The sequence below is a fragment of the Actibacterium ureilyticum genome, assembly GCF_002285435.1.
GTDB lineage: Bacteria > Pseudomonadota > Alphaproteobacteria > Rhodobacterales > Rhodobacteraceae > Actibacterium_C > Actibacterium_C ureilyticum.
In genome coordinates this window covers 400434-420851 of the sequence record NZ_NSBT01000024.1, presented here as the reverse complement: position 1 = coordinate 420851, position 20418 = coordinate 400434, and the positions used below count along the sequence as shown (strand labels likewise).

At 66.1% G+C, this 20418-nt stretch carries 20 protein-coding genes and 1 tRNA gene; 8 read left to right on the top strand and 13 right to left on the bottom strand.

The annotated features are described in order from the left end of the window. Positions 1–13: 13 nt before the first annotated feature. The gene (locus tag CLM60_RS08100) at positions 14–916 is read right to left on the bottom strand and encodes a shikimate dehydrogenase (protein ID WP_095588648.1); all 903 of its coding nucleotides are present in this window, start codon (positions 914–916) and stop codon (positions 14–16) included. A 157-nt stretch (positions 917–1073) separates the two neighbouring features. Here CLM60_RS08100 and CLM60_RS08095 point away from each other — a divergent pair, with 157 nt between their 5' ends. Then, positions 1074–1739 (top strand): TetR/AcrR family transcriptional regulator, encoded by a 666-nt coding sequence (locus CLM60_RS08095; RefSeq protein ID WP_095588647.1) that lies wholly within the window; start codon positions 1074–1076, stop codon positions 1737–1739. A 14-nt stretch (positions 1740–1753) separates the two neighbouring features. Here the strand turns inward: CLM60_RS08095 and CLM60_RS08090 are convergent, their stop codons facing one another. Further along, positions 1754–2743 (bottom strand): GlxA family transcriptional regulator, encoded by a 990-nt coding sequence (locus CLM60_RS08090; RefSeq protein ID WP_095588646.1) that lies wholly within the window; start codon positions 2741–2743, stop codon positions 1754–1756. A gap of 123 nt (positions 2744–2866) precedes the next feature. Between CLM60_RS08090 and bcoG the strand changes: the two genes are divergently transcribed. After that, positions 2867–3790 carry a 3-dehydrocarnitine:acetyl-CoA trimethylamine transferase BcoG gene (bcoG, locus tag CLM60_RS08085; RefSeq protein WP_095588645.1) on the top strand — a complete coding sequence of 308 codons (924 nt, stop codon included), beginning with the start codon at positions 2867–2869 and terminating at the stop codon, positions 3788–3790. Continuing rightward, positions 3787–5265, top strand: a complete 1479-nt coding sequence (locus tag CLM60_RS08080; protein ID WP_095588644.1) for a carnitine 3-dehydrogenase — start codon at positions 3787–3789, stop codon at positions 5263–5265. The genes bcoG and CLM60_RS08080 overlap by 4 nt, the downstream gene beginning before the upstream one ends. Before the next feature lie 32 nt (positions 5266–5297). On the opposite strand, the gene CLM60_RS08075 is transcribed toward CLM60_RS08080, so the two are convergent. Then, entirely contained in the window at positions 5298–7535 is a 2238-nt protein-coding gene (locus CLM60_RS08075; RefSeq protein ID WP_095588643.1) for a DUF2339 domain-containing protein, read from the bottom strand. Between the two features lie 259 nt (positions 7536–7794). Between CLM60_RS08075 and CLM60_RS21320 the strand changes: the two genes are divergently transcribed. Further along, a complete protein-coding gene (locus CLM60_RS21320; RefSeq protein ID WP_281256674.1) occupies positions 7795–7920 on the top strand; it encodes a hypothetical protein in 126 nt (41 codons plus the stop codon). Positions 7921–8042: 122 nt separating this feature from the next. Here CLM60_RS21320 and CLM60_RS08070 read toward each other — a convergent pair whose 3' ends face one another. Together CLM60_RS08070 and uvrB are read right to left on the bottom strand one after the other, a co-directional pair. Continuing rightward, the gene (locus tag CLM60_RS08070) at positions 8043–8702 is read right to left on the bottom strand and encodes a hypothetical protein (protein ID WP_141246483.1); all 660 of its coding nucleotides are present in this window, start codon (positions 8700–8702) and stop codon (positions 8043–8045) included. Between the two features lie 14 nt (positions 8703–8716). After that, positions 8717–10903 carry an excinuclease ABC subunit UvrB gene (uvrB, locus tag CLM60_RS08065; RefSeq protein ID WP_095588641.1) on the bottom strand — a complete coding sequence of 729 codons (2187 nt, stop codon included), beginning with the start codon at positions 10901–10903 and terminating at the stop codon, positions 8717–8719. A 276-nt stretch (positions 10904–11179) separates the two neighbouring features. On the opposite strand from uvrB, the gene CLM60_RS08060 reads away from it, so the two are divergent. The 3 genes from CLM60_RS08060 to CLM60_RS08050 all read left to right on the top strand — a co-directional run bounded on the left by CLM60_RS08060 (position 11180) and on the right by CLM60_RS08050 (position 12085). Next, positions 11180–11491 carry an ETC complex I subunit gene (locus CLM60_RS08060; protein WP_095588640.1) on the top strand — a complete coding sequence of 104 codons (312 nt, stop codon included), beginning with the start codon at positions 11180–11182 and terminating at the stop codon, positions 11489–11491. A 4-nt stretch (positions 11492–11495) separates the two neighbouring features. Further along, on the top strand, positions 11496–11972 hold the full coding sequence (locus CLM60_RS08055; RefSeq protein WP_095588639.1) for a GNAT family N-acetyltransferase: 477 nt from the start codon (positions 11496–11498) through the stop codon (positions 11970–11972). A gap of 36 nt (positions 11973–12008) precedes the next feature. Next, positions 12009–12085, top strand: a tRNA-Arg gene (locus CLM60_RS08050). Positions 12086–12106: 21 nt separating this feature from the next. On the opposite strand, the gene CLM60_RS08045 is transcribed toward CLM60_RS08050, so the two are convergent. The 8 genes from CLM60_RS08045 to CLM60_RS08010 all read right to left on the bottom strand — a co-directional run bounded on the left by CLM60_RS08045 (position 12107) and on the right by CLM60_RS08010 (position 19746). Then, a complete protein-coding gene (locus CLM60_RS08045) occupies positions 12107–13336 on the bottom strand; it encodes a mandelate racemase/muconate lactonizing enzyme family protein (protein WP_095588638.1) in 1230 nt (409 codons plus the stop codon). Beyond that, positions 13333–14421: a Zn-dependent alcohol dehydrogenase gene (locus CLM60_RS08040; RefSeq protein ID WP_095588637.1), complete on the bottom strand. Its 1089-nt coding sequence runs from the start codon at positions 14419–14421 to the stop codon at positions 13333–13335. The genes CLM60_RS08045 and CLM60_RS08040 overlap by 4 nt, the downstream gene beginning before the upstream one ends. Positions 14422–14538: 117 nt before the next feature. After that, positions 14539–15276 carry an alpha/beta fold hydrolase gene (locus tag CLM60_RS08035; protein ID WP_095588636.1) on the bottom strand — a complete coding sequence of 246 codons (738 nt, stop codon included), beginning with the start codon at positions 15274–15276 and terminating at the stop codon, positions 14539–14541. After that, the gene (pcaD, locus tag CLM60_RS08030) at positions 15269–16057 is read right to left on the bottom strand and encodes a 3-oxoadipate enol-lactonase (protein ID WP_095588635.1); all 789 of its coding nucleotides are present in this window, start codon (positions 16055–16057) and stop codon (positions 15269–15271) included. The genes CLM60_RS08035 and pcaD overlap by 8 nt, the downstream gene beginning before the upstream one ends. Then, positions 16057–17262: an endonuclease/exonuclease/phosphatase family protein gene (locus CLM60_RS08025; protein ID WP_095588634.1), complete on the bottom strand. Its 1206-nt coding sequence runs from the start codon at positions 17260–17262 to the stop codon at positions 16057–16059. The genes pcaD and CLM60_RS08025 overlap by 1 nt, the downstream gene beginning before the upstream one ends. Continuing rightward, complete coding sequence (locus CLM60_RS08020) at positions 17259–18242, bottom strand: threonine ammonia-lyase (protein ID WP_095588633.1); 984 nt, start codon at positions 18240–18242, stop codon at positions 17259–17261. The genes CLM60_RS08025 and CLM60_RS08020 overlap by 4 nt, the downstream gene beginning before the upstream one ends. Next, on the bottom strand, positions 18239–19060 hold the full coding sequence (locus tag CLM60_RS08015; protein ID WP_095588632.1) for an alpha/beta fold hydrolase: 822 nt from the start codon (positions 19058–19060) through the stop codon (positions 18239–18241). The genes CLM60_RS08020 and CLM60_RS08015 overlap by 4 nt, the downstream gene beginning before the upstream one ends. Then, entirely contained in the window at positions 19057–19746 is a 690-nt protein-coding gene (locus CLM60_RS08010; RefSeq protein ID WP_095588631.1) for a haloacid dehalogenase type II, read from the bottom strand. The genes CLM60_RS08015 and CLM60_RS08010 overlap by 4 nt, the downstream gene beginning before the upstream one ends. A gap of 189 nt (positions 19747–19935) precedes the next feature. Between CLM60_RS08010 and CLM60_RS08005 the strand changes: the two genes are divergently transcribed. After that, positions 19936–20367 (top strand): FKBP-type peptidyl-prolyl cis-trans isomerase, encoded by a 432-nt coding sequence (locus tag CLM60_RS08005; protein ID WP_095588630.1) that lies wholly within the window; start codon positions 19936–19938, stop codon positions 20365–20367. Positions 20368–20418 lie beyond the last annotated feature (51 nt).

Genomic DNA, 20418 nt, shown 5'->3' with positions numbered 1-20418 from the left:
CTCCCGTTAACGTTCAAGGCCGCAGAATGCGGGTTTCGTGATCGAAGGCGTCGAATGTCGCCTTCATCCGCTGGGGGTCGGCGGGCCGCCCCGTAAACAGTTCAAAGGCGCGCACCGCCTGATAAACGGCCATGCCCGCGCCTTCCAGCGTGCGGCAGCCACGTGCCCGGGCGCCGCGCAGAAGCTCTGTTTCCAGCGGGAAATAGACGATATCGGCCACCCACATATCGGCCGACAAAAGCGCAACCGGAAAGGCCGAGCCGGGCAGTTTCGCCATGCCCATCGGCGTGGCGTTGACCACGCCCTGCGGGCGGTCGCGGGCGATCAGCGCGGCGATATCTTCGGTGATCTGTGCCCGGGCGCCGGGCCTGTTGCGGGTGACCTGATGGGCCAGTTGGGCGGCGCGGTCGGGATCGGTATCGTGGATCGACAGGCGTGCAATGCCACAATCGATCAGCGCATGCGCCACCGCAACACCGGCCCCACCCGCCCCGACAAGCAGCGCGTGATCGTGGCCCGTGTTGCCGAATTCCCGGCGAAAGCCTTCGGCGAACCCCCACAGATCGGTGTTGTGCCCGCAACGTTTGCCGTCACGAAACACAACGGTGTTTACGGCCCCTACGGCGGCGGCGTTTTCCGACATTTCGGTCAGGTGGTCGATCACCGCGATCTTGTAGGGATAGGTGACATTCACCCCCGCATAGCCAAGCTGTTCCAGCTGATCGAGCTTTTGCGCCAGTGTGATGCCGGCGTTTTCCGGCGCGTCCATGTCATGCAGGCGATAGTCGCAGCAAAGCCCCTGACCCTGTGCCTCGGCCATGTGCATGGCGGGCGTACGCGACAGGGCGATGCCCTTGCCGACCAGACCGGTCCGCAAAAGCGCGCAAGGCTCTGTCGCTGTTTCAAGCGGCTGCACGATTGTCCTCCTCCATCGGTGTCGACGAATCGACGACTTCAGAATGTACCCGGTGGTTAATTTGGTCAATCCAAATGTACCGAGCGGTTAAAATGAGGGTTGAGGCAAGCGCCGCGACGGCCTAGTCTCGGCCACAGACAGGAGGCGCGCCCGGGCGATGGAAAAGACCGAAAAAGAGCCGAAAAAACAGTCGCGTAAGTGGAAGCAGAACCCAGAGGCGGTGCGCGCCGACATCCTGCGCGCGGCGCGGACAGAGTTCGCCCGGCACGGTCTTTCGGGTGCGCGTATCCAGGTGATTTCCGAAAAGACCCAGACCTCGAAGCGGATGATCTTCTATTATTTCGGCGACAAGGAGGGGCTTTATCGCGCCGTTCTGGAAGAGGCTTATCAAAGCGTGCGGCGGGCCGAGGCCGCGCTGGATCTGGACGGGATGCCGCCCGTCGATGCGTTGCGCAAGCTGGTCGAATTCACCTTCGATCACCACCGCGCGAACGAGGATTTCATCCGTCTGGTGATGATCGAGAATATCCACGATGGCCACCACATGGTCCAAAGCGACCGGCTGAGCGCGACCAATACGCCCGTCATCGCACAGATCACGCGGATCTGTGCAGCGGGCAAGGCGGCGGGGGTGTTCCGCGCGGATGTGTCGCCGCTGGAAATCCACTGGCAGATCAGCGCCATGTCGTTCTTCAACGTGTCGAACCAGACGACCTTTTCGATCAATTTCGGGGATGCGCTGTTTTCCGCACCGGCACAGGCCCATCTGCGCGAAACCGTTGTGCGCAGCATTCTGGCGGCGGTGACGGTGCGCGACCCCTAAGGCGTCCGGGTCGATCAGGACCGGTGCGACCGCCGGACGGTAGCCGCCGGTTGTCCGAACCGGCGGCGGAATGCGCGGCTGAAGGCGGGAAGCGAGTTGAAGCCGCTGCGCAGCGCGACCTCGGCCATCGGGTGGCGTGTATCGACCACCAGCCGGCGCGCCGCCTGCAACCGCATTTCCAGCGCGTATTCGCCCGGACCGATCCCGATCTGGGCGCGAAACAGCGTCTGAAGCCGCCGCGCGGACAGGCCCACGGCGGCGGCGGTGCGGGCCACGGGCTCTGGCGCGTCGATACATTCCGAAAGCCGCGCCACCGCCGCGCTGACCCGTGGATCGCCGCCATCGCGCAGGCCCGTGGCGATGGCGGTTACCTGGGATTCCGCGCCGCTGCGCTGGGCGATGATAAAGGTGCCCGCCACCTGCATCGCCACATGCGCGCCATGCCGGGCGGCGATCAGGTCCAGCATCAGATCCTGCACCGGCCCGGTCCCCCCGGCGCTCAGCACGGGGCCGCTGATCACGTATCGGTCGGGCACCACCTCCAGCTCGGGATGGGCGGCGGCGAAATCTTCCAGATCTTCCCAATGGGTCGTCACCCGCCGCCCCGCCAGCAGCCCGGCGGCGGCCAGCGGCCAGCACCCGCTGTCGATCCCCGCCAGAACGGGGCAGCCGCGCGCATGCCGCCGCAGATCCCGCAGCAGCGGCCCCTGCGACAAGCCCCGCGCGCCATAGCCCGCGATCACGAAAAGCGCCCGCGCGGGGCCCGATGCCGGGGGGCCACCGCCCAATGCCGCATCGGCGGGCAGCGACACCCCTGCGGTCAGCGGCACCGCCCCGCCATCCATGCTGAGGATCCGCCAGCGAAACGCCCGGGCGCCCAGATGCCGGTTGGCCGCCCGCAGCGGATCGATTGTCGAGCCGACGGTCAGCAGCGCGGCCTGCGGCAGCACTAGGATATCGATGTCCAGCGGTTCGGCCGATGGCAGAAATGGAAACTGCGCCATGTCGATCCTTTTGCCCTTGAAGCGGGCGGGCAGGTTTTTCCGAATATGTTAAACAGGCTGCCAGAAAGGTAAACCATTCCCGCGCGGGCTGGCTAGGATATGGCGACAACGCAGGAGAGTCCGATGCCGCTTGCCCCCAATCCCGAGGTTTTCGTCACCTGTGCCGTGACCGGTTCCGGCGGCACCCAGGATCGCAGCCCGCATGTGCCCCGCTCGCCGCAACAGATCGCCGAAAGCGCCATCGCAGCGGCCAAGGCGGGAGCGGCGATCGTGCATTGCCACGTCCGCGATCCCGAAACCGGCGCGCCGTCGCGCGATCCGGCGCTGTTTCGCGAGCTGACCGAACGCATCCGCGACAGCGGCACCGATGTGGTGCTGAACCTGACCGCCGGGATGGGCGGCGACATGGTGTTCGGCGATGTCGAGGCCCCGCTGCCGCTGAACCCCGCTGGCACCGACATGGCCGGGGCCAGTGTGCGCATGCGCCATATCGCCGACTGCCTGCCCGAGATCTGCACGCTGGATTGCGGCACCATGAACTTCGCCGAGGCCGATTACGTCATGACCAACACGCCCGGCATGCTGCGGGCGATGGGCGGCATGATGACCGCGCTGGGCGTCAAGCCCGAGATCGAGGCGTTTGACACCGGCCATCTGTGGTTTGCCCGGCAACTGGTGGACGAGGGCACGCTGATGGGCCCGGCGCTGGTCCAGCTGTGCATGGGCGTGCCCTGGGGCGCGCCGGACGATCTGAACACCTTTCTGGCGATGGTCAACAATGTGCCCGACGACTGGATCTGGTCGGCCTTTTCGCTGGGGCGGCACCAGATGCCCTATGTGGCGGCGGCGGTGCTGGCGGGGGGCAATGTGCGTGTCGGTCTGGAAGACAACCTGTGGCTGGGCAAGGGCCGTCTGGCCACCAATGCCGAACTGGTCGAGCGCGCGGTCGGTATCATCGAAAACCTGGGCGCGCGCGTCATCGGGCCGGAGGCGGTGCGCAGCCGGCTGGGGCTGGTCAAGCGCGCCCCGGTGCAGGTGACGGCATGAAGGCGGCCATCATCGGTGGCGGCGTGATCGGCGGCGGCTGGGCCGCGCGGTTCCTGCTGAACGGCTGGGATGTGGCGCTGTTCGATCCCGACCCACAGGCGGAACGCAAGCTGCACGCGGTGCTGGACAACGCCCGGCGGGCGCTGCCGCTGCTGTCGGATGCGGGCCTGCCCGCCGAAGGCCGGCTGAGCCTGGCCACCAGCATTGCCGAAGCCGTGGCTGGCGCCGATTACATCCAGGAATCGGTGCCCGAGCGGCTGGAGCTGAAACACCGGATCCTGGCCGAAATACAGGCCGCCAATCCACAAGCGCCGGTGGGGTCGTCGACATCGGGGTTCAAACCTTCGGATCTGCAACAGGGCGCGCGGAACCCCGGGGCGATCCTGGTCGCGCACCCGTTCAACCCGGTCTATCTGCTGCCATTGGTCGAACTCGTCCCCTCGCCCCGGACCCCGCCCGAGACATTGGCGGGCGTCCAGGACCTGTTGCGCGGCGTGGGCATGTATCCGCTGCATGTCCGCAAGGAGATCGACGCCCATATCGGCGACCGCCTGCTCGAGGCGCTGTGGCGCGAGGCGTTGTGGCTGGTCCATGACGGTGTCGCCACCACCGAAGAGATCGACGAGGTCATCCGCATGAGCTTTGGTCTGCGCTGGGCGCAGATGGGGCTTTTCGAGACCTATCGTATCGCGGGGGGCGAGGCGGGCATGAAGCATTTCATGGCGCAGTTCGGCCCCGCCCTGTCCTGGCCCTGGACCCGGCTGATGGATGTGCCGCCCTTCGATGCGCGGCTGGTCGACCTGATCGCGACGCAGTCGGATGCGCAATCGGGCCAGCACAGCATCCGCGAACTGGAACGCATCCGCGATGACAATCTGGTGGCGTTCCTGCGCGCGCTGAAGGATCGCGATTGGGGCGCGGGGCGGGTGCTGAACGCCCATGACCGCCGGATCGCGGCGGCGGCCCGGCCCGCCGCGCCTGTGGACGAACACGGGGCGCGCGGGTTGATCACCGCGCGTTTCGCGGTGTTGCCGTCCTGGATCGACTATAACGGTCACATGACCGAAAGCCGCTATCTGTTTGCCGGCTCGCAGACGGTCGATGCGTTCCTGGCGCGGATCGGCGCGGGGTTGGATTATGTTGCGGGTGGGCACAGCTATTACACCGTCGAAAGCCATATCCGTCACCTGGACGAGGCCCGGGTCGGCACGTCGCTTTGGGGGTCGGTGCAGTTGCTGGATCACTCCGAAAAGCGGCTGCATGTCTGGGTCGAGATCTGCCGCGCGGCGGACGGGGTCGCGATTGCCACCATCGAACAGATGTTGCTGCATGTGGACATGGCGGCCGGGCGCAGCTCTGCCGCGCCGCCCGCGATCCTGACCGCGCTGGACGGCATCGCCGCGTCGCAGGCGGGCATGGCGCGGCCCGAAGCCGCCGGGCGCCATGTCGGACAGGGGCGCGCGCCCACCGGATAAGGGTACCCCGACCGTGACCCACGCGGCTTGCCCTAGATCGGCAGCAGAAAGCTTTTGACAAAGCGCAGGATGCCCGTGCCCGGCCCGTCGCCGCGGCGGGTCGAGGTATCCCAGACCACGCGGTCGCCGCTGCCGACCTTCAGGTTGTAGCCGCTCAGGAACGTGTCCACCGTGGTCAACGCGGCCAGCACGCCGAAATGCGTCTCGGCGCCCCAGGCGACCAGCTTGGGCATCGGGGCCGGGCGCGCGCCGTCGTCGTCGGTGCTGATCCGGGCCGCGGCGGTGGTCCTGAGGATCAGGGTGCCGGGCCCGTCGGCGGCGTGATAGATCACGCGGCCCAGGATCAGCGTCGTGATGCTCAGGCTCGATATCCGGCGCACGCGCATGCCGTCGCTCATGCCGACGAAATCGGCGAAGCGGAACACGACCCGCTCGCCCGGGGCCAGCCGCCACACCACCAGCTCGGCGGGTTCGTCCACCTTCAGGTCGGCGTCGAACTCGTCCTCCTGCCCGGCGCGGTCGCCGTCGATCCGGTTCATTGCCCAGGTGCCCGAGACAATGCGCGCCACCGGAAAACGGTATCCCATCGGCCGCCTGCGGGCGGGCGGCGGCCCCTCGAGCGTGACGCCCCAGCGTGACACGTAATGCGCATCGGGCGTCGCGGCCGGGATGCGATAGACCGCCCCGTGTTTCGAGATCCCCGCCGGGTGGTCCGGCGGCGGGTGGGGCAGGAACCGGGCGGTCACGCCAAGCCCGCTCTTGGGCGAGAAGATCACCCGCGACAGCACGATGAACAGGGTCTTGAGCAGGATGATCAGGCTGTAGACCAGCGTCAGGAAGGATATGTTCCGCCACGTGCGAAAGGTGGCCTGGATCGCCGTCGCGATGTCGCGGGAAAAGGCCTCGTGCGCCTGGCGGGTTGTGGTGCGGGCGGTTTGCGTGGCGCTTAGCGCCTGAGCGCTGCCCGCGTCATAGATCGCATCGACCTGTGTCTTTGCTGCCCCCGTCATCTGGCCGTGCATGTCGTCCATCAACCGGTTCACGCGCCGGACGATCGCGGCCTCGGCATGGCAGGGGAAATCCAGCAGCCAGCATGATGGTTCGTCGAATTCGGGCAGGGCCGCGCGCGGGAAGGCGGCGTCGATCTTCTGCTGTGCCTCGGCCCGGGACGCGCCGCTGGTCTGGGCATCGTATCCCACCATGATCAGCGTGAACTGGTTGCGGATGTTCGACACACCCACCTGCAACTGGACCCAGTCCAGCAGCGCATGTTCCAGCGTCTTCGGGTTCTGGTCGTGCCGGGCCTGCCAATCGGCATAGAACCGCTGCGCCTCGGCCCGGTGATCGGCCAGCTGCGCGCCGAGCCAGTCATTGGCGCTGGCAAGGCGCGCGGCCTCTTCCAGCAGCGCAAACAGGTTCCGGCCATCGGCATGCAGGGACTGGTCCACCTGCGCATCGGCCCGCAGAAGCGGCCCCATCTGGCGTTCCAGCATCGCGCGGTCCTGGTCCAGCCGTGCCATCACGGCGCCGCCCACCCACAGGTTCAGCACCGCCCACCAGAATGCCGCCGCCGCAACGAAGACCACCGGCATCGGCCACCAGAATTTCAACGTGCGTCCCGTGGCCCGGCGCAGGGTCGCCGGATCCAGGCTGCGGAAAAACGCCCGGTTGTCGCGCACCATCAGCCAGACCATCCGCACCAGCACCGCAACGGCCAGGAACTGCAACGCGGTGATCAGATCGGGCACATAGCCCACGAACACCCGCCCCAGCACACCGCCCGGCAACACCGTGTGATGCAGTGCCACATCGCACAGCAGCAGCCCGACATAGGCCAAAAACCCCGGCGACAGCAGGTGCCCGTGACACAGGAACAGATAGGTACAGGCAAAGGCCAGCCCGGCATAAACCGCATGCACCGGCAGCTCTGGCCAGCCGCCCAATCCCGGCGGGTTGAACACATAGATCAGGCTGGACCACAACAAAAAGGCCGGCGCGGGCCACAGCCGCCGCCAGCCCAGCCGGTACATCGCGGCCACCGACAACAGCCCCGCAACCGTCAGCACGCCCACCGCCGGCACGCCCCAACCCACCTGTTGATAGAGCGTCAGCCGGTCGACAAAGGTCACGATGATCCCGTCCCGCGCCGAGGTAACGGGATCCAGCACATGGCCATAGGCCGCCAGGATCGGGGTCCAGCCCAGAAACAGAAGGAACCAGAAAAGCTGCCCTAGGGGGCGTTCATCCTCGGCGATGGGGGTGTGGGTCAAATGGCGGCTCGGGCGTAATGATCGGTGAAAAAGCCCGACCGGGATCGGGCGGCTGGAAATCGGTGGCGACAAGCTTTGTCAAAATCGCGGCATGTTTCAAGATATTCCCGCGTCCCTGTTGGGGCTGGCGGGGGCGAGCGGGCGGCTGCAACGGTACGTCGGAAGCTGCTTGCAGATGCCTGTCCGGGTGGTCGGATGACTGCCGGACAGACGCCCCGACCCCGTGGCACGCTGACCGGATCGCCAGGCTGCATGACGGATGCAGGCCCCCCCGCACGAGGTCCTGACCGCCGACACCCTGCGCCGCATGTACGGCGTCGAGGCCCACATCACCCGCGACACCGCAGATCGCCCACAGGTCCAGCTTGTGCGTGCCGTGGAGTAGCGGGCCGTGTGGGGCGCTTTTGCGGCGTCATCGCAGGTTCATAACGCGGGAAGAGTGTGGCACCATAAATTGCGCATCAATGACGTTGCGCTGCGCCCACCCAGGGTCGGGCGCGGCCCTATTCAATTGCGAGTTAGCGCGCTGTTCAACTGCTGAAGAGCGAGTTTGCAATCTCTAATCGCTTTGCGCGTTCCTTCAGGATAATCTGGGTAACGTGTGTAGCCGGGATCCGTGATGATTTCCTCGGCCAAATCCAAGGCTAAACCGATAATGCGCGGCAGACCCGCTTTTTCAATCGACCAGCCCACTGGTTGGAAATGAGTAAAACTGTTTCGGAAGTCATGGAGGCGCCATAAGTCGCGCTCACTGTCTCTTTTACAGTCGTCGAAGTATTTTGGCACAGTAACGCGCCATTCGCCCGGAAGCCGTTTTAGTAAATCGATCAGCGTTGCAACGTGATCCTTCGGGGGTTGCGGTTCGCCAAGTATCCACTCGCCGCCGCATTTCTCGACGATCGCTTTTTGGGTGCCTAGATTGTGATATTCCCTCAATTTCCGCTCCGACTCATCCGAAAGCGCACCGCCGCCGTCGGTTCGGGTCAGGAAACATACGCAAGCACCCTGAAGTAGGCTGTGGGCTCCAAGAATGGCCCACTTCCACATAGCCGGTTCTTTCAAGACCATATCTAAAGACAGCTTCAGCATCACAAGCGAAGCAAAGACATCATGGAATTCGTCAGTCCCATGAAATTCATCTTGAGAATGATCCGCTGGATTAGTCATTTCTCGGCGCCAACCTACCGCTTCCGCCGCTTCACCCCACCCCGTTGCCCCGGGCGCCCTGCCTTGGACCGGCCCACGGCGGCCTCTCCGGCGGCTTCGATCGCCGACTGACGGGCCAGCGGGTCGTCTGAGACGGCCAGGTCCACGGCCTCCAGCCGTTTGACCTCGTCCCGCAGACGCGCGGCTTCTTCGAATTCCAGGTTCTCGGCCGCTTTGCGCATTTCCGCGCGCAGGCCGTCCAGATGCGCCTCAAGGTTGGCGCCGTGCATGGGCTTGCCGATCTTGGCGGTGACGCGGCTCTGGTCGGTGTCGCCCTGATAGAGGCCGGCGAGGATATCCTCGACATTCTTCTTCACCGTTTCGGGCGTGATGCCGTGTTCCTCGTTGTAGGAGATCTGTTTCTCGCGGCGGCGGTTGGTCTCGGCCAGCGCGCGTTCCATGGAGCCGGTGATCCGGTCGGCATACATGATCACCCGCCCCTCGGCGTTCCGCGCGGCGCGTCCGATGGTCTGGATCAACGAGGTTTCGGAGCGCAAGAACCCCTCCTTATCCGCGTCCAGGATGGCCACCAGCCCGCATTCGGGAATGTCCAGCCCCTCGCGCAGCAGGTTGATGCCCACCAGCACGTCGAACGCCCCAAGCCGCAGGTCGCGCAGGATCTCGATCCGTTCGATCGTGTCGATGTCCGAATGCATATAGCGGACCTTGATCCCCTGTTCGTGCAGGTATTCGGTCAGATCCTCGGCCATGCGTTTGGTCAGGGTCGTGACCAGCGTGCGGAAGCCATCGGCCGTAACCTTGCGGATCTCGTCCAGCAGATCGTCGACCTGCATTTCCACGGGGCGGATCTCGACCTGCGGATCCAGCAGGCCGGTGGGGCGGATCACCTGTTCGGTGAAGACGCCGCCGGTCTGTTCCAGCTCCCACGCCGCCGGGGTCGCGGATACGAAGACCGATTGCGGGCGCATGGCATCCCATTCCTCGAACTTCAGGGGGCGGTTGTCCATGCAGCTGGGCAGGCGGAAGCCGTGTTCGGCCAGCGTGAACTTGCGGCGATAGTCGCCCCGGTACATGCCGCCGATCTGCGGCACGGACACGTGGCTTTCATCGGCGAAGACGATGGCGTTGTCGGGGATGAATTCGAACAGGGTGGGGGGCGGTTCACCCGGGGCGCGGCCAGTCAGGTAACGGCTGTAGTTTTCGATCCCGTTGCAGACGCCGGTGGCCTCCAGCATCTCCAGGTCGAAATTGGTGCGCTGTTCCAGACGCTGCGCTTCCAGCAGCTTGCCCTCGGCCACCAACTGGTCCAGGCGCGTCTTCAGCTCTTTCTTGATGCCGATCACCGCCTGTTTCATCGTCGGTTTCGGCGTGACGTAGTGGCTGTTGGCATAGACCCGGATGCGGTCGAACGTATCGGTCTTGGCACCGGTCAAGGGGTCGAATTCGGTGATCCCCTCAAGCTCTTCGCCGAAAAAGGACAGCTTCCAGGCGCGGTCCTCCAGGTGGGCGGGCCAGATTTCCAGGGAATCGCCCCGCACCCGGAACGACCCGCGCTGGAACGCCTGATCGTTGCGGCGGTATTGCTGCGCCACCAGATCGGCCATCACCGCGCGCTGGTCGTATTCCTTGCCTGCGATCAGATCCTGCGTCATCGCGCCATAGGTTTCGACCGAGCCGATACCATAGATGCACGAGACCGAGGCGATGATGATCACGTCATCGCGTTCCAGAAGCGCCCGCGTGGCCGAGTGGCGCATGCGGTCGATCTGTTCGTTGATCTGGGATTCCTTCTCGATATAGGTGTCCGACCGCGCGACATAGGCCTCGGGCTGGTAGTAGTCGTAATAGCTGACGAAATATTCCACCGCGTTGTCGGGGAAGAAGCCCTTGAACTCGCCATAAAGCTGGGCCGCCAGCGTCTTGTTCGGGGCCAGGATGATGGCGGGGCGCTGGGTTTCCTCGATCACCTTGGCCATGGTGAATGTCTTGCCGGTGCCGGTCGCGCCCAGCAGCACCTGGTCCTGCTCGCCGTCGCGCACGCCCTGGGACAGTTCGGCAATCGCCGTGGGCTGGTCGCCCGCCGGGGCGAAGTCGGTCTTCATCACGAAGCGCTTGCCACCCTCGAGCTTTTCGCGCGATTTCACGTCCGGCGCGGGGGCGTTCAGCACCGGTGCGGATTTGTCGGAATGGGCATAGGGCATGGTGGGCTCCTTGGGGCTGCACCAGATTTGATCTCTTTTTGTTCGCTTTCAAGGTGCATTGCAACCGCGATGGCGGGTGGGGCCGCGCGCGGATCAATTTTTGCGCGAATGAAAACAATTGAAACATCCAATGGTGGAGTGTATCCTTTTCATGCAGCGACAGCGTCGGCTGGACCTGAATACTCGTGCTCCCAGAGGGTTCGGCCGACGCACCGATCCCCTTGCGCTGGCGGCACGAATTTCTCATAACTGTCCCGATCTGAAACGGAGTCGCCCATGCCAGCCCGCATCTATCAGCCTGCTCGCACCGCCATGCAATCCGGCACTGCCAAGACCCATCACTGGGTTCTGGAATATGTCGCCGACAGCGCGCGTTCGGTCGATCCGCTGATGGGCTGGACCAGCTCGTCCGACACCCAAAGCCAGATCCGCCTGCGCTTCGACACCAAGGAAGAGGCGCTGAGCTATGCCGCCACCCACGGGATCGACGCCGTGGTGACCGAACCAAAGAAGCGCAAGCCGAACATCCGCGCCCGCGGCTATGGCGAGAACTTCGCCACCGACCGGCGGACCGTCTGGACCCACTGATCGGATGTCGGGGTTTCGCATTGCCCCGGCGCGCCCGTCCGAACCGCAGGCGCGTGCGCTGATCGCGCGGCACGTGGCCCAGATGGCAGCGCAATCCCCCGAGGAAAGCTGCCATGTGCTGGACCTGTCGGGGCTTGAGGTGCCGCAGGTCGATTTCTATCTTCTGTGGCAGGGCGATCAGGCCATCGCGATGGGCGCGCTCAAGGCGCTGTCAAATGGCGGGGTCGAGCTGAAATCCATGCATACGGTGTCAGAGGCGCGCGGCACCGGCGCGGGCCGGGCAATGCTGGAACATCTGATGGCGCTGGCACGGGAGCGCGGCGCCGATGCGATCTATCTGGAAACCGGATCGACCGACGATTTCCTGCCCGCGCGCAAGCTCTATGAGCGGTACGGCTTCGTCGTCAGCACCCCGTTCGAGGGGTATGACCACGACCCCTGGTCGGTGTTCATGACGCTTGACCTGACGCCCGGCGCTTGACCCCGGACACGCCGCTGGCATAACTGGCGGCCAAGCGGTCCCTTAGCTCAACTGGATAGAGCAGCTGACTTCTAATCAGCAGGTTGAGGGTTCGAGTCCTTCAGGGATCGCCATTTCCAAACCGATGCTGCGTTTCAACCGTCGGTCGGCGCGCCGCCCTGGAAGTCGTTGCCGTTCCGATAGTCGCAAGGCGCCTCCTGCATTTCCAGGTGCAGGCCGTCGCCGGTATAGGGATGGGCGCGGGCCAGCGCCTCGTCCACCTCGATCCCCAGGCCGGGGTCGGTGGGGGCGGGGATATACCCATCCTCGACCCGTATGGCGCCCTTGATCAGGGCGTCGTGGAACGGGGTTTCGATGGTTTCGGCCATCAGCAGGTTCGGGATCGACACGCTGAAATGGATGTTCGCGGCCCATTCCACCGGCCCGGCGTACAGGTGCGGCGCCATCTGGGCGTTATAGACCTCGGCCATGGCGGCGATCTTCTTGGCCTCCCATATCCCGCCGACGCGGCCCAGCGCGGGTTGCAGGATCTGCACCGCTCCGGCCCGCAGCAGCGGGGCGAATTCGGCCTTGGTGCACAGCCGCTCGCCCGTGGCGATGGGGATGCGCACGCCGCCCGCGACCTGTGCCATGGCGGTGGCGTTGTCGGGGGGCACGGGTTCCTCGAACCACAGCGGATCATGGGGTTCCAGCGCCCGGCCCAGCCGGATGGCCCCGGCGGTGGTGAATTGCCCATGGGTGCCAAAGAGCAGATCGGCGCGGTCGCCCACCGCCCCACGGATTGCGCGGCAAAACGCGACGGACCGCGTGATGTCAGATCCCGCCGGCATATGCCCGCCGCGGATCGTATAGGGTCCCGCCGGGTCGAACTTGACCGCCGTATAGCCACGCGCGACGCAATCGGCCGCCGCCTCGGCCGCCAGATCGGGGTCGGTCCAGAAGGCGTGCGCATCGTGATGGGCCAGCGGATAAAGATAGGTATAGGCCCGCACCCGGTCATTCATCCGCCCGCCGATCAGCGCCCAGACGGGGCGATCGCGATCCTTGCCCAGAATGTCCCAGCACGCGATTTCCAGCCCCGAAAATGCGCCCATCACCGTGGGATCGGGGCGCTGGGTGAAGCCGCTGGAATAGACGCGGCGGAACATCAGCTCGATATTCTCGGGATTTTCACCCTCCATGTGGCGGGCGAAGACATCGGTGATGACCGCACGCATCGCCTCAGGCCCGACCGTGCTGGCATAGCATTCGCCCCAGCCGGTGATCCCGGTATCGGTGGTCAGCTTGACCAATATCCAATAGCGCCCGCCCCAGCCCGGCGCGGGCGGGGCGGTGACGATGATATCCAGATCGGTCAGCTTCATTCGAAGACGATCACGTTGCGGCGCGCGGCGCCCGATTTGGTGTCGGCGATGGCCGCATTGATCTGATCCAGCCGCCAGCGGCCCGAGATCAGCTCGTCCAGCTTCAACCGGCCCTGCTGGTACAGATCGACCATCCACGGAATGTCCCGCGCCAGCACCGTATCGCCCATCAGCGATCCGACCAGCGCCTGACCGGTGGCGGCGATGATCACGGGCTCATAGCTGGCGGTCTGGCCCGAATGGGGCATGCCGACCATCACCATGCGCCCGCCTGTCGCCAGAAGACGCGGCGCGCTGTCATAGGCCGGGATCGCCCCCACGGTCACCAGCACCGCATCGGCGCCGCGCCCGCCGGTCAGCTTGCGGACAGTTTTCCACGGTTTGGGATCGCTGGCCAGCATCCCGTCGGTGGCGCCAAAGGCGCGGGCGGTGGCCAGCTTGTCATCGGTCATGTCGACCGCGATGATCCGCGCGGCCCCGGCGATGCGGGCGCCCTGAATGGCGTTCAGCCCCACCCCGCCCGCGCCGATCACCACCACGTTCTGCCCCGGACGCACCTGCGCGGCATTCACCACCGCGCCGATCCCGGTGATCACGCCACAGGACAGCAGACAGGCCGCATCCATCGGCATGTCGGCGGGGATCGCGGCGATCTGGCTGTGATGGACCACGACCTTTTCGGCAAATGCGCCGCAGGACAGCCCATGTTGCAGGGTGCCACCGTCCAGCGTGCTGAGCGGGCCACGGTCCCGGTCATAGGGCGTGCTGCACAGGACCGGCGCGCCGGTCGCGCAGCTGGGGCAGGTGCCGCAGGCGCGGATCAGCGTGACGATCACCGTATCGCCCACGGCAAAGCCGCTCACGCCGTCGCCCACCGCTGTGATGCGCCCGGCGGCCTCGTGCCCGAAGACGGCGGGCAGGCTGCCGCCCCATGCGCCCTCGGCAAAGGAGATATCGGAGTGACAGATGGCGCAGGCGGCCAGCGTCACCTCGACCTCGGCCGCGTTGGGGGCGCGCAGGGTGACCTCTTCAATCGTCAGCGGCGCGTTGAACTGATGCGCGACGGCGGCCTTGATGCGTGTCATGTCGCCCCTTTCGTGTCTGGTGGCGCGGATCGGGTGGCTTGCGCCCATCCAATCAGCGCCCGGTATGCAGTTTCATGTGCCTGAGCGACAAAGGCAATGCCGCCTGCGACGCGCGGCTCAGCGCGGGGCATGATCGCGCGCGATCCCGGCCAGCAGATCGGTCAGCGCAGCAGCTTGTGTCATCTGCGGCAGGTGCCCGCTATCCAGGCTCAGGATCCGGTCGCAGCGGGTTTCGGTCGCCATGGCCTGTTGCAGTTCGGGCGTGATCGTCTGGTCGCGCAGGCACCGGACATAGATCTTGGGCACCATCCCGAACCGGTTGCTGCTCAGTCGGACGGGATCCGTCTGGGCGCGGTTCGGCTGCACCTGCAGCCCGGCGCGGATCGCGCTGCGGGTTGCCGGATCGGCGTCCTGGGCCAGAAAGGGCAGGGCGCGGTCGGGGTCCAGCACGGTCGTGCCGGGCACCGGGCCGGGCTGAACCGCCGCACCGATCGTCGGCGCCTCGCGCTTTTTCAGCGACAGCAGGCTGTCGCCATCACGCGGCAGAAAGGCGCACAGATAGACCAGCGCGCGGAACCGTTCGGGCGCCTGTTCCGCCGCTGCGGTGATCGCCATGCCGCCCATCGAATGCCCCACGACCAGCGCTGGCGGGCGCCCCTGCAACGCATCGACGATCCGGTCGGCATAATCCGACAGGCGCACGGTTTCGGGCGGTGTGGGGTCGTGGCCGTGGCCCGGCAGGTCGATGGCATTGACCCGGAACCCTTTGGCGCGCAGCCGGGCGGGCACCGTGCCCCAGCTTTCGGCGCTGCCCCAGGCGCCATGAACCAGCAGGATCGGCAGGGCGTCAGACATGGCCTGTCTCCTTCAGAAAGCGCAGCAGAAGCCGGGCGAATTCGGCGGGCTGTTCGACACATGGCAGGTGCCCGGCCCGCCGGATCAGCTCGAACCGGGATCCGGGGATCAGGCCCACAGTCTCGCGCACCAGATCGGCGGGGGTCGCACCGTCCTCGCTTCCGGCGATGCCCAGCGTCGGCAGGCGCAATCCGCTTGTGGGGGTATAGAAATCGGTGCCCGAGATCGCGGCCAGACAGCCCGCGACCCCCTGAACATCCTGCGCCAGGAACCGCTCCCGCCAGGCGGCGAAGTCGGGGCCGGCGCGGAAGGCGCGCGTGAACCAGGCGGGCAGGGTGGTGTCGGCCAGCGCCGTCATACCGCCCCGGTGCAGCGCGTCGATCCGGGCCTGCCATTGCGCGGGCTGGCCCAGCTTGGCGGCGGTGTTCGACAGCACCAGCGCGCGGATCTGGTCCAGCCGCTTGACCGCCAGCCCCTGGGCCACGAACCCGCCCAGCGACAGGCCGACAAAGACGCAATCGCGCACGTCCAGATGATCCAGCAGCCCTTCGGCATCGCGCACCAGCTGACCCATCGCATAGGGCGGGGGCGGGCAATCGCTGTGCCCGTGGCCGCGCATGTCATACCGGATCAGCCGCAACCCCGGCGGCAGATGCGCCAGCACCGCGTCCCACAGATGCAGATTGGTACAGATGGCATTGGCAAAGACCACCGGCGGGCCGTCCGCCGGCCCATCGGCGCGGTAATGCAGGCGCAGTCCGTTCAGATCGACAAAGGGCATCAGTCGTTGATCTGCATATGCGCCATGATCTGCCCGTGATCGGACGCCAGCTTGTTATACGGCGCCTCGGGGTGCGAGCCGTCGGTCAGGTGGTCGTTGAACACGCTGAAATAGGCCATCTCGCCCACGCGGTCTTCGTTGTCCGGGTGGAAATGCCGCGACATAAAGATCTGGTCGATGCTTTCATAGGTGCCGCCAAAGGCCGCCGTATAAACCATGTCGCGCAGCGATTTGCGCACGAACAGCTTTTCCGCCGAATGCAGCCGCACGCGGTTCACGGCGGCGGTGATCCGGGCGGCGTCCTCTTTCGAATAGCGGTCGTTATAGTCGGTCGCGTCGTGGCGCAACATCCAGGCATAGTTGCGGAACGGCAGCTCACCCGAGATAATTTCCGAACTGACCGCATGTTCGCCATCGTTGAAATCGCCCAGCACCATGACGGGGCGACCGGCGTCGATCTCGGCCACGATGGCGCGGCGCAGCACCCAGGCCTCGGCCATGCGGCGGACGGCGGCGCGCAGGCTGCCCATCGCCCGGCCCAGCGGGTCATAGCGCGTCAGGTCCTCTTCGGGTGCGTAGTCGGCACCGGGGGGCGTGATGAACTCGCCCAGTTTCGATTTCAGGTGACAGTTGAAAACCGTGATCACCTGATCGCCCACGGGCACCCGCACCTTCAGGATCGGGCGCGACAGGCGGCGCAGGCGGAAATGACCGGTTTCCATGTCGGGATCCATGCCGCGCAGGGGCTGAAAGGGGATCTCCAGCGGCTGGTCCAGATCCTGGATCACCTGCGGTTCGCCGACGAACCCGAACCGCGACAGCACCGCGACGCCGGGCCGCCGTTTGCCGGGCTGACCGCTATCGGCGGCATTGGGGGCAAAGGCCAGCGCCGCATCGGTATAGGGGGTATAGCCCAGTTTCCGGAAAATCGCCTTCTTGTGATAGCCCTTGGATTTGTCGGGGATCGTCGCGGCGTTCAGCGCGGTGCCGCGGGCGTCGGCCTCGGCGATCACGGCGCGCAGGGCTTCGTCCTCGAAGATCTCCTGAAAGCCCACGATATCGGCATCCATCGACAGCAGCTGCTCGGCCAGCCACGCCTCTTTCCAGGCATATTCCTCGGGCGTGTAGGTCTGGAACTCGTAATATTCCTTATCCGCCCCGATCAGGTTCTTGACGTTGAAACTGGCAATGGTGAAGCCGGTCATGATCCATCCCCAAAGGTCGCGATGGCGGTCTGAAAGATGGCCGGATCGACATTCCCGCCCGAGGTGATGGCAAAGACCGTGTCGCCCGCGATCTGGTCGCCGTGATAAAGGGCTGCGGCCAGCGACACCGCGCCGCCCGGTTCCAGCACGATCTTCAACCGGGTGAAGGCCGCGGCCATGGCGCGCTGGGCCTCTTCCTCGGTCACGACGACACCCGGCCCGCAAAGCCGTGCCATGATCGGAAAGGTGATCTGCCCCGGCTCAGGGGTCAGAATCGCATCGCACAGGCCCCCGGCCTGCTGTTCGTTCCGCTCGATCCCGCCCGAGGCGAGCGAGCGCGCCACGTCGTCATACCCCGCAGGCTCGACCGGGCGCACGCGCAGGGTCGGCGCGTCGGCCTCCAGCGCCAGCGCGACGCCGGATGTCAGCCCGCCACCACCACAGCAGACCAGCACATCGGCCCCTTCGATCCCCATGTCGTTGGCGTCACGGGCGATCTCCAGCCCCGTTGTGCCCTGTCCCGCGATCACCTGCGGCTCGTCATAGGGGCGGATCAGGGTCAGGCCGCGTTCGGCGGCCAGCGCCTCGCCGATCTCCTCGCGGTTCTCGCCATTGGCGCGGTCGTACAGCACGACCTCGGCCCCCAGCGCGCGTGTGTTGGCGATCTTCAGCTGTGGCGCGTCGGCGGGCATGATGATCACCGCAGGCACCCCATGCTGGGCCGCGGCCAGCGCCACGCCCTGCGCATGGTTGCCCGAGGAATAGGCGATCACGCCGCGCGCCCGCGTGTCGGCGTCCAGCGCCGACAGCGCCGAATACCCGCCCCGGAACTTGAACGACCCGGTATGCTGCAGGCACTCGGGTTTGACCAGCACGCGCCGCCCCGCGATCTCGTCCAGAAAGGGCGAGGATAACAGCGGCGTGCGCCGTGCATGGCCATCCAGCCGGTCGGCGGCGGCGCGGATCATGTCGATATTCATGCGATCTGCTCCAGAAAGGTGTTCAGGGCCGTCAGGCTTTCGGGTTCGTCCAGAAACGGCACATGCGCCCGGTCGGGCACGTCCGTGTGGATCAGGTCCGGGCGGCGGCGGGCCATTTCGGCCACGGTCTGGGCCGACAACAGATCCGAATTCGCGCCCCGGATCACCGCCAGCGGGATCGGCCCGATTGTGTCATAGAGCGGCCAGGCATCGGGGATATCGGCCTGAAACGCGGCCAGGAAGGAATCGCGTAAGGCGGGGTCATAGCGGATCACCAGCCCGTCGGCGGTTTCGTCATAGTGATGCTGCACCTCGCTCAACCAGCGCTCGGGCGGGACATTGGCAAAGCCCGGCATATAGGCGGGCAGTTTCTCGGCCAGCGCGGCATGGGTCGGGGCGCTGGGGTTGCGCCCGACATAGTCGAAGATCCGTTCCAGCCCGCCACGTTCCAGCACTGGCCCGACATCGTTCAGGCACAGCCCCGCGATCCGGTCAGGGACCGACGCCGCCAGCCCCATCCCGATCAGCCCCCCGCGCGAGGTGCCAAGGATCGCCGCCCGTTCGATGCCCAGATGATCCAGCAGCGCCAGCGCGTCCTGCGCCTCTTGCGCGACGGTATAGGTGTCGGCCCCCGTCCAGTCGGACGCCCCGCGCCCGCGATAATCCATGCAGATCATCCGCACCCCGCCCAGATGCGGCGCGACATAGTCGAAATCGGCGCTGTTGCGGGTCAGGCCCGCCAGGCACAGCAGCGGCTGGCCGCTGCCGGTGTCGGTAAAGGCCAGCTTGGCGCCATCGGGGGTGGTAAAGATGTTCATGCGGCCCTCGTGACCAGTTGGGGAATGGCGGTCAGGTCGGACAGCACATGCGCGGGCTGCCAGGGCAGGCGATCCATCGGCAAGCCGGCGCGGTTGACCCAGGCGGTGGTGAACCCGTAGCCGCTGGCGCAGCCCGCGTCCCAGCCGTTCGACGACACGAACAGAACCTGATCGCGGGCGCAGGCGAAGCGGTCCTCGACCAGCGCATAGACCGATGCATGGGGCTTGAAAACGCCCACGGTTTCAACCGACAGCACATCGTCCAGCAACGCCCCGATCCCGGCGGAATCGACCGCCCCGGCCAGCATGTCGGGCGAACCGTTGGACAGGATCGCGGTGGCCATGCCGGCGGCTTTCAGATCGGCCAGCATCTGCGGCACCTCGGGATAGGCGCCGAGCTGCCAGTAAAGCGCCAGCAGACGCTCGCGCAGGTTCGGGTCGGACAGGCCCGCAGCCGCCATCGCCCAGTCCAGCCCGTCCTGCGTCACCTGCCAGAAGCTGTCATGCGCCCCGGTGATCGCGCGCAGCCAGCTGTATTCCAGCTGCTTGCGGCGCCAATCCTCGGCCAGTTGCGGCCAGATTTCGGCCAATGCCGCGTTGCCGGGTTCGCCTGCGGCCTGACGCGCGGCGGCGGCCACGTCGAAAAGCGTGCCATAGGCATCGAAAATGCAGGTGGTGATCGTCATGCGCGCCTCCCTCGGGGGCGAGACTGGCACAGCCCCGCCGGATGGGAAAGCGCCGATTTCGCGCCGTCCGGCGGGCGGTCCGGCGCCGGGGTTTCCCTTTGCGGCAATCACCGTTAGGGTGGGGCCACATTCCAGAGCACCTGCACACGCAGCCTCTGCCATTCACCCCCCATGACAGAAAGAGACGCGATGACCCAGGTCAAATCCGGCGATACCGTTCGCATTCATTACACCGGCACCCTTGCCGATGGCTCCACCTTCGACAGCTCCGCCGGGCGCGACCCGCTGGAATTCGCGGTCGGGTCGGGCCAGATCATTCCGGGCCTGGACAAAGCCATGCCGGGCATGGCCGTGGGCGACAAGAAAACGGTCGAGGTTCCGGCGGACGAGGCCTATGGCGCGCACAACCCCGATGCCCGCCAGGCGATCCCGCGTGACCAGATCCCCGCCGATATCCCGGTCGAGGTCGGCTTGCAGCTGCAGATGCAGACGCCTCAGGGCCAGGTCATGCCCGTGGTCGTCGCCGACGTGACCGAGACCGAGGTCACGCTGGACGCCAACCACCCGCTGGCGGGCAAGGACCTGACCTTTGCGATCGAACTGGTCGAGATCCTTTCCTGACCTGAATCATGGTCCGGCCCGCCGCGCTGTGATCTGATCCACCGGGATCAG